Origin of the sequence: Rhodomicrobium udaipurense JA643 (assembly GCF_000636015.1) — a bacterium.
GTDB lineage: Bacteria > Pseudomonadota > Alphaproteobacteria > Rhizobiales > Rhodomicrobiaceae > Rhodomicrobium > Rhodomicrobium udaipurense.
Genome location: NZ_JFZJ01000240.1, coordinates 1 through 832, shown reverse-complemented (window position 1 = coordinate 832; position 832 = coordinate 1). Strand labels below are relative to the sequence as shown.

1 protein-coding gene is annotated in these 832 nt (G+C 68.6%); it reads left to right on the top strand.

Annotated elements, in window-relative coordinates; all coding sequences use genetic code 11:
• On the top strand, nt 1-588 hold a 588-nt coding region (locus T281_RS19255), incomplete at its 5' end, for a hypothetical protein (protein WP_162173213.1).
• Between the last annotated feature and the right edge of the window lie 244 nt (nt 589-832).

The following is an 832-nucleotide window of genomic DNA, read 5'->3' as shown; positions in this document are numbered from 1 at the left end:
GACCCTGCGCGGCCGAGTGCGATGTGGGTGACCGGCACGGCGAAACGGCTCGACGCTGGCGCGCTCGCGTCAGCGCTGCAACTGCCGCTTTCGGTGCGCGGGCCTGCGACGGTGCGGCTGGGGCTGAATGTGCCGCTTGGCGCAGAGGCGGCGCAGGCGGAGACGGGCACTGCTTCGGGACGCTTCGCGCTTCTTTTTCCGCTCGGCGGATCGCTCGATGGTGTGGCGGGGCGCACGCTGGGCGCTGCGGTCGCAGGGTCTGACGTTCCTGCGGGCGGTAGAGAGCGGTTTCCCTTTGCAGCGGCGCGCATCGACGGCACGCTGACCGGCAACGGCGTGGATCTCGATGTCCAGGGGCAGCACGAGGGGCAGAAGATCGAGGGCAAGCTCAGGATCGCGTTGCCCGACGCTGCCGTGAGCGGCACGTTGTCCACGCGCCGCGCGGAAGCGCCGGTTGCGACGAGCGGAGGCGCATCCAAGGGTGGCGTGGCGAGCGGAAGCGCGACCGCACGGTCGTCGAAGCTCGTGCTCTCGGGAACGGCGGCAGCGCCCGTCCTCTCATCGCACGAGGCCAGCCTTTCTAATTGAAGCGCCCCGGAGCGTCGGCGGGCAAGCGTGCGTTCGGGAGTGTGGCTTCGGAGTGGTCCCTCGCGAGCCTGTGTGACGGCAGTTCCAGCAGGAATACGACCATATGGCTGTCGATGTCACGAACGGTGCCCTTCTAACGGTCGGGGCGCCATCCCCGCACGGCCGCGCGCATTTATCCTCCGCGCACGCCGGTGTTCGCTTGGACAATGCACATCTTGAGCGACAACGGAAGGAATCCTCCGCG